The organism is Pseudobutyrivibrio sp. AR14 (assembly GCF_900101325.1).
Lineage (GTDB): Bacteria > Bacillota > Clostridia > Lachnospirales > Lachnospiraceae > Pseudobutyrivibrio.
In genome coordinates this window covers 239,246-246,108 of the sequence record NZ_FMUY01000004.1, presented here as the reverse complement: position 1 = coordinate 246,108, position 6,863 = coordinate 239,246, and the positions used below count along the sequence as shown (strand labels likewise).

Here is a 6,863-nt window from a genome sequence, read left to right as displayed (position 1 = left end):
TGTGCCTTATACATGATCTTGGCGAGTGCTTTACAGGCGATATTCCAACTTTTGTAAAGACTGACTCTGATAGAGAAGTTGAAGATTCATTATTAAGTCAGTGGGTAAAAACTCTTCCTACAGAATTATCTGAAGATATGGCGGCACTTTATAAAGAAATGGATGCACAAGAAACTAAGGAAGCTAAGCTTTATAAATCACTAGATAAACTAGAAGCCTTGATTCAGCATAATGAATCGCCACTAGATACTTGGTCTGAAAATGAGTTTGAACTCAACAAGACCTACGCATTCGATACAGTAGCGTTTTCCTCTTGGCTTACAGAATTGCGAGAGGTAATTTTAGAAGACACTATGAAAAAGATAGAATCGGGGAGTTAAACAACTTCAAATCAAAAGGCGAAAGCATCAATGCTAAAAGAAAAAAAGGAGACAATGAGATGAGAGTTGCAGTAACTTATGAAAATGGTGAGATTTTTCAGCATTTTGGACATACAGAGCAGTTTAAGGTATATGATATAAAAGATGGAAAAATCGTGCATGAAGAAATTGTGGATACAAATGGCCAGGGACATGGCGCTCTGGCAGGTTTTCTTTTTGGTGGAAAAGTAGACACCCTAATTTGCGGAGGTATTGGAGGAGGAGCACAGGTTGCACTCAGTGAAGCAGGCATCAAACTCTACGGAGGTGTATCTGGTAATGCAGATGAAGCAGTAAAAGCATTGATTGAAGAAAGACTTGATTATAACCCTGATGTAAAGTGTGATCACCATGGTGAAGGCCATAATTGTAGTGATCATCACGATGAAGATCATCACTGTGGAGGCCATTGTGATCATTGATTTGTTTTTTACATTTGCAAAGATTGGGGTATTTACATTCGGCGGTGGGTACGCAATGATCTCACTTATCGAAAATGCCTGCGTGGATAATAAAAAATGGATAACTCATGATGAAATGATGAATATTATTGTGATAGCAGAATCCACGCCCGGTCCCATAGCAATCAACTGTGCAACTTATGTCGGATATAAAAAGGGGAAACTTCCCGGAGCGATTATAGCTACTCTTGGGATGATACTTCCGTCTTTTGCTATTATATATGCTGTCTCAAGATTTCTGAATGGTTTTCTTGAAATAACTTGGGTCTCAAATGCATTTCGCGGAATAAAAATCGCTGTTGGGATTCTTATTGTTGATGCTGCGATAAAAATGCTGAAGAAAATGAAGCAAAAACCTATGCAGATAAGCATAGTTATATGTTCTGTGCTTACGACGTTCCTTATAAACGTATTTGCCGTTAATATATCCTCCATGATACTTATGCTTGCAGCTGCATTTATCGGTATCCTTGTTTTCATTATAAAAAATAATATGGAAAAGAGGCGGGAAGAGAAATGATATATATTGATCTGTTAATCGGATTTCTTGAGGTCGGCCTTTTTTCTTTCGGCGGAGCTTATGCGGCAATACCTTTGATCAGGGATGTTGTCATGGCTCACGGTTGGTTGGATGATGAAATGCTCGCATACATGATTGCTATCAGCGAAAGTACTCCCGGACCGATTATGGTAAATATGGCCACATATATCGGAAGTGAAAAGGGAGGATTACTTGGTGCGATAATTGCTACCACAGCGGTTGTATTACCTGCTTTTTTTATCATTTTGCTTATAATGGCAGCAATGAAGAAATTTCTTCAAAACCGCTTAGTCAAGGCTGCTTTATCTGGGTTACAGCCATGTATTATAGGAATCATCTTGGCAACAGGTATATTTATGATTATAAAAAACTGCGGTTTTGTTTTCAGTGGCAGGCCTGATTTTCTTACGGCAGGTCTTACTGGTGTTATCGCATTGATATATTTTGGTTCGAGAAAAATCATAAAAAAAGGATTAAGCCCCATCACGCTTATTTGCTTTTCAGCATTTGTGGGAGCAATGGCTTACATGCTATAGATGGAACATTAACTTGGAAGTTAATTACAAAATTCCTGTTTGACGGACAAAAATAAATAAAACTTTACATTGACCAGTTATCTCAGAAGAGATAGCTGGTCTTTTTGTATTAAGCTTGCCATAGTTTGATAGTTTTTATAAGTTTTTCTTTTTGCTCATCATCTAGAGTTTGAATTACTGCCCACAGTGCGTTATCGATTGATGACTTTTTGTAGTCTGGCTCAATATTACCAACAAGCTCATCCAGAGTTATTCCCATAAGCTTAGAATAGTAAATAAGGAGTCTAAGGGACATGGCAGTACGTCCATTTTCAACGTTGCTGATATAACCTGGTGTTACATCAAGTTCGGTTGCCACTTGGTTTTGTGTCATTCCTAGATTTATGCGATAGTTTTTTATTTGCTCTCCGTAATTATCGTTCATCAATTCAACCTCGTTTATTAATAATATAGTTAATTATACTATTGGTATTGACTATAAAGAAGTATTTGATTAGTATATTATATATTCTAGAAGTATATAGATGATATAAGTAGAGGATAAGTGATGAGCGGAGTTAATCATTGGATTGATACCGCGAATGTAAGCGATATCGACAAGGGCGTATTGATTTTTTTGGAGATAAGAAGAATGAAAATTGTTAAAAATTGCATAAAATGCCTTAAATGTGGTGAGGTTATTGAATCAGTAACAAGACATGATTTTAAAGGCTGTTCTTGTGGAGCAGTATGTGTAGATGGAGGAAAGGATTATCTGAGACGATGCGGTTATCCAGAAGATTACGAGGATTTAAGTGTAGTAAAGAAAGATAATTCGAAGTAGAGTTTCTAGATGTAAAACGATAGAATAAAAGATAGATATAAGAGGAGCCAATGCTATGAAAACTGAAATTGTTTTATTTACAGATGGTGAAAAGAATATTGAAGTTCAAGTAAGTCCAGATAAGGAAACAGTGTGGCTTACACAGAAGCAAATGGAAGAACTGTTTGATGTAAAGCATGCAACTATAAGTGAGCATATTAATAATATTCTTTCATCTGGAGAGCTTGACGAGACTTCTGTCGGTTTTTCCGACAAAAGTTCTGGAGGTAGAAAGCCAAAGATTTATAATTTGGACATGATACTATCTGTTGGATATAGAGTTAATTCGCAAAAAGGTATTGCTTTTAGGCGATGGGCAAACAATGTCCTTAAGCAATATATCATGAAGGGCTGTGCAATCAATGAAAAGAGACTTGCAGCTTTAAAAAAGACAGTTGAGATTCAATCAAAGATTATTGCAAATACGTTGGAAATTGAAGAGGCAGAAGTTCTTCGAGCAGTTAGTCTTTATACTGATGCGCTAGTTCTTTTGGATCAGTATGACCATCAGTCGCTGAGCAAACCAAAAGGAAATAAGCCTGTTTATCGAATCACATATAAAGATTGTAGAAATATGATTAATCATATGGAAGATAGTTTTAGTTCAGATGTATTTGGCGTTGAAAAAGAGGCAGGAAAAGTAGAGGGGATTCTTGCGGCAGTGTATCAAGATGTTTTTGGCGGTGAGGTATATCCATCATTAGAAGAAAAAGCTGCAAATCTGTTGTACTTTATGATAAAGGATCATCCATTTGCTGATGGTTGTAAGAGAATAGCAGCGTCGCTTTTTTTAGAGTTCTTAGACAAAAATGATGCGTTAATACTAGATGGTCAGAAAGTCATTAGTGATGGAGCATTGGTTGCTATTACACTTATGATTGCAGAATCAAACCCAGAAGAAAAAGATATCATGACAACATTGGTTATGAATTTATTAAGTTTGTCGACCTAATTGAAGATTGAATATTAAATAGAGCAGTTATCGAAAGATAGCTGCTTTTTTTCTGTCATGTTTTATGCAAAGTAGTCTACCTAAAAAAGGTGGAGTAGGGTATGGAACGGTCACTGTGGCATAACTTGAAAGCCGGAATTCAAAACCTACGGGTATAAAATGAAAATGGCGAATATACCCGTAGGGATTTGCTTGATTTACTGGGCTAAGGATGCATTGATTGCTGGTTACTACCCATGCTGGAAGGGATGTCCACTATATATGTTGAGATAATACACAGTGAGCGGAAATTTTCGAAATTTCTACGGGTAATATGGAAAAATCGCTAAAAAACCCGTAGTTTTCCCAAACTCGTGTATAGAAAGACCCAGAGAGCATAGAATCCTGAAGGGGAATTCGATATGTTGGACCTAGGGGACGGGGTTAGTGGTCCATTAATGTATGTCCAGGATTCTAGGTGCTTATCACTGTGGAAGCCCAGACTCGTACTAGCCTATTTTTATGCAGGGTAGAGAAATAAATAGAAATGTGGTAATATACAAAAGGCTATGACCAAAAGTGTCATAAATATTGAAAAACAAAGTAAATCATTACTTTTTAGAAGGAGATAAATTACCATGAAATTGGGCATTGTCGGGCTTCCTAACGTTGGAAAGTCAACACTTTTTAATTCACTTACAAAGGCTGGCGCACTTGCTGCCAACTATCCATTTGCTACAATCGACCCTAATGTGGGCGTGGTTTCAGTTCCAGATAAGCGTCTTGATGAGCTTACTAAGATGTACAACTCTAAGAAGACAGTACCAGCTACAATCGAGTTCGTTGATATCGCTGGTCTTGTTAAGGGCGCATCAAAGGGTGAGGGACTTGGCAACCAGTTCCTTGCAAACATCCGTGAGGTAGATGCAATCGTTCACGTTGTACGTTGCTTCGAGGATGCTAATGTAGTTCACGTTGATGGCAGCATTGATTCACTTAGAGATATTGAGACTATCAACTTAGAGCTTCTTTTCTCTGATATGGAGGTTATGGAGCGTCGTTACTCTAAGACAGAGCGCTCAGCTCGTATGGATAAGACTCTTCAGAAGGAAGCAGCTATGCAGAAAAGACTTCTTGATCACATGGAAGCTGGCAACATGGCTAAGACTTTCGAGCTTAATGATGAGGACGAAGAGGGCTACTTCAAGGAGTACAATCTCCTTACTGCAAAGCCAGTTATCTACGCTGCAAATGTAGAGGACGAGGATCTTGCAGATGACGGTGCTAACAATAAAAATGTACAGGCAGTTCGCGAGTACGCTGCTAAGGAAGGCTCAGAGGTATTCGTTATCTCAGCTCAGATTGAGCAGGAGATTTCAGAGCTTGAGTCTGAGGAAGAGAAGCAGGAGTTCCTTGAGGCTATGGGACTTGAGGAGTCAGGTCTTGATAAGCTTATCACTGCTTCATACAGACTTCTTGGTCTTATTTCTTATCTTACATCTGGTGAGGATGAGACACGTGCTTGGACAATCAAGAAGGGAACAAAGGCTCCACAGGCTGCTGGTAAGATCCACACAGACTTCGAGCGTGGCTTCATCAAGGCTGAGGTTGTAAGCTACGATGACCTTATGGCAAACGGTTCTATGACAGCTGCCAAGGAAAAGGGTCTTGTTCGTATGGAAGGCAAGGAATATGTTGTAGCTGACGGTGATGTAATCACATTTAGATTCAACGTATAAAATATAGACATCCACTTATAGTTGTACTATTATTAGGATAACTAAAGACTATAGTTGAGACTCTAAAGGAGGAAATTATGAAGATTACTAACATTAAAGACACAGAAGCATTTTTTAAAGTTATTGATAGCTGCGAAGGCAAGGTTGAATTAGTTACAGGCGAGGGCGACAGATTAAATCTTAAGTCAAAGCTTTCACAGTTCGTATCACTTTCAAGTATTTTCAAGGCTGACGATACAATCATTCCTGAGCTTGAGCTTATCGCTTACGAGCCAGAGGATTCAAAGAGACTTCTCGAGTTCATGATTAGCCAGTAATAATATTTAAAGACAATGGGGTTCTTGGTGGGTTACTACTAAGGACCCTTTACTAATGTGCAAAATTTTTACGACTGAGGAGTATAGATATGCTAGACAATTTGATTTTTTGCTTGAACGCCACGGTACCTATTTTTCTTTTGATGGTGCTGGGATACTTATTTAAGGTTTTAAAGATTTTTAATGAGAGTCTTACAAAAGGTATTAATGCTTTCGTCTTTAAAATTGCACTACCGGTTCTTGTTTATAAGGAGCTTGCCACATCTGAGGTGGAGGCACTTTGGGATGGTTGTTTCATCATCTTTTGCTTTGTGGCCACAATGGCATCCATTCTCATTGGTTGGGCAGTATCTTTTATTTTCAAGGACAAGCTGGTCAGAACAGAGTTTATTCAGGGAACATACCGAAGCAGTGCAGCCCTCCTAGGAGTTGGCATTGCAACTAATCTATATGGCAGCGCAGGTATGACACCACTTATGATTATTGGCGCCGTGCCACTTTACAATGTGGCTGCTGTCATCCTTTTGACTACAGGTACAAATGAAGGGAAAATCACTCCAGCCCTTATGAAGAAGACATTTATCGGAGTACTTACAAATCCTATTATTATCGGTATTACACTGGGATTGCTTCGCTCGTTGATTCCTGCTTCAATTATACTTCCTAAGACACTTAATTATGTCAGTGACTTGGCTACACCACTAGGCCTTATGGCTCTTGGAGCTAGTTTCAAATTTGATGAGGCTATAAAAAAGGTAGCACCTACACTACTTGCTACATTTTTCAAGCTCATCGTATTCTGCGGGCTTTGGATTCCGGTTGCAATAGGAATGGGATATACCCACGACAGATTGGTAGCCATTCTTATTATGACAGGTTCACCTACAACAGTTAGTTCCTTTGTAATGGCCAAATCAATGGGATATGATGGCACGGTATCAGCTGGCACGGTCATGCTTACCACTATTTTGTCGGCATTTACTTTGACCCTATGGCTTTACATTCTTAGAACTCTTGGGTTAATATAAGATTTAATAAATCATTTAAATGCAGCTTT

The 6,863-nt window shown here is 38.5% G+C and carries 9 protein-coding genes and 1 pseudogene; 9 read left to right on the top strand and 1 reads right to left on the bottom strand.

Annotated elements, in window-relative coordinates; all coding sequences use genetic code 11:
- The 4 genes and pseudogenes from BLP50_RS05595 to BLP50_RS05580 all read left to right on the top strand — a co-directional run.
- The coding region (locus BLP50_RS05595) for an HD domain-containing protein (RefSeq protein WP_090152260.1) at positions 1-380 on the top strand (380 nt) is incomplete at its 5' end.
- A gap of 41 nt (positions 381-421) precedes the next feature.
- A pseudogene (locus tag BLP50_RS05590) lies at positions 422-841 on the top strand (NifB/NifX family molybdenum-iron cluster-binding protein); the annotation flags it as partial.
- The gene (locus BLP50_RS05585) at positions 804-1,400 is read left to right on the top strand and encodes a chromate transporter (protein WP_090152255.1); all 597 of its coding nucleotides are present in this window, start codon (positions 804-806) and stop codon (positions 1,398-1,400) included. The pseudogene BLP50_RS05590 and the gene BLP50_RS05585, both read left to right, overlap by 38 nt.
- Entirely contained in the window at positions 1,397-1,957 is a 561-nt protein-coding gene (locus tag BLP50_RS05580) for a chromate transporter (protein WP_090152253.1), read from the top strand. The genes BLP50_RS05585 and BLP50_RS05580 overlap by 4 nt, the downstream gene beginning before the upstream one ends.
- Positions 1,958-2,066: 109 nt before the next feature.
- On the opposite strand, the gene BLP50_RS05575 is transcribed toward BLP50_RS05580, so the two are convergent.
- Positions 2,067-2,381 carry a helix-turn-helix domain-containing protein gene (locus BLP50_RS05575; protein ID WP_090152251.1) on the bottom strand — a complete coding sequence of 105 codons (315 nt, stop codon included), beginning with the start codon at positions 2,379-2,381 and terminating at the stop codon, positions 2,067-2,069.
- A 123-nt stretch (positions 2,382-2,504) separates the two neighbouring features.
- Here BLP50_RS05575 and BLP50_RS05570 point away from each other — a divergent pair, with 123 nt between their 5' ends.
- The 5 genes from BLP50_RS05570 to BLP50_RS05550 all read left to right on the top strand — a co-directional run bounded on the left by BLP50_RS05570 (position 2,505) and on the right by BLP50_RS05550 (position 6,834).
- Positions 2,505-2,780, top strand: coding sequence for a DUF7695 domain-containing protein (locus tag BLP50_RS05570; RefSeq protein WP_242869221.1), 276 nt, complete (start codon positions 2,505-2,507; stop codon positions 2,778-2,780).
- Positions 2,781-2,835: 55 nt separating this feature from the next.
- Positions 2,836-3,771 carry a virulence RhuM family protein/type II toxin-antitoxin system death-on-curing family toxin gene (gene rhuM, locus BLP50_RS05565; RefSeq protein WP_090152248.1) on the top strand — a complete coding sequence of 312 codons (936 nt, stop codon included), beginning with the start codon at positions 2,836-2,838 and terminating at the stop codon, positions 3,769-3,771.
- 617 nt (positions 3,772-4,388) lie between these two features.
- Complete coding sequence (gene ychF / locus BLP50_RS05560; protein WP_090152246.1) at positions 4,389-5,489, top strand: redox-regulated ATPase YchF; 1,101 nt, start codon at positions 4,389-4,391, stop codon at positions 5,487-5,489.
- A gap of 77 nt (positions 5,490-5,566) precedes the next feature.
- A complete protein-coding gene (locus tag BLP50_RS05555) occupies positions 5,567-5,806 on the top strand; it encodes a polya polymerase (RefSeq protein ID WP_090152242.1) in 240 nt (79 codons plus the stop codon).
- An 89-nt stretch (positions 5,807-5,895) separates the two neighbouring features.
- Positions 5,896-6,834, top strand: a complete 939-nt coding sequence (locus BLP50_RS05550; RefSeq protein WP_090152238.1) for an AEC family transporter — start codon at positions 5,896-5,898, stop codon at positions 6,832-6,834.
- The last annotated feature ends 29 nt before the right edge of the window (positions 6,835-6,863 follow it).

Coding starts and splice junctions, on each gene's coding strand:
- BLP50_RS05585 (WP_090152255.1), top strand. CDS start 804: ATGAAGATCATCACTGTGGAGGCCATTGTGATCATTGATTTGTTTTTT.
- BLP50_RS05580 (WP_090152253.1), top strand. CDS start 1,397: ATGATATATATTGATCTGTTAATCGGATTTCTTGAGGTCGGCCTTTTT.
- BLP50_RS05575 (WP_090152251.1), bottom strand. CDS start 2,381: ATGAACGATAATTACGGAGAGCAAATAAAAAACTATCGCATAAATCTA.
- BLP50_RS05570 (WP_242869221.1), top strand. CDS start 2,505: ATGAGCGGAGTTAATCATTGGATTGATACCGCGAATGTAAGCGATATC.
- rhuM (WP_090152248.1), top strand. CDS start 2,836: ATGAAAACTGAAATTGTTTTATTTACAGATGGTGAAAAGAATATTGAA.
- ychF (WP_090152246.1), top strand. CDS start 4,389: ATGAAATTGGGCATTGTCGGGCTTCCTAACGTTGGAAAGTCAACACTT.
- BLP50_RS05555 (WP_090152242.1), top strand. CDS start 5,567: ATGAAGATTACTAACATTAAAGACACAGAAGCATTTTTTAAAGTTATT.
- BLP50_RS05550 (WP_090152238.1), top strand. CDS start 5,896: ATGCTAGACAATTTGATTTTTTGCTTGAACGCCACGGTACCTATTTTT.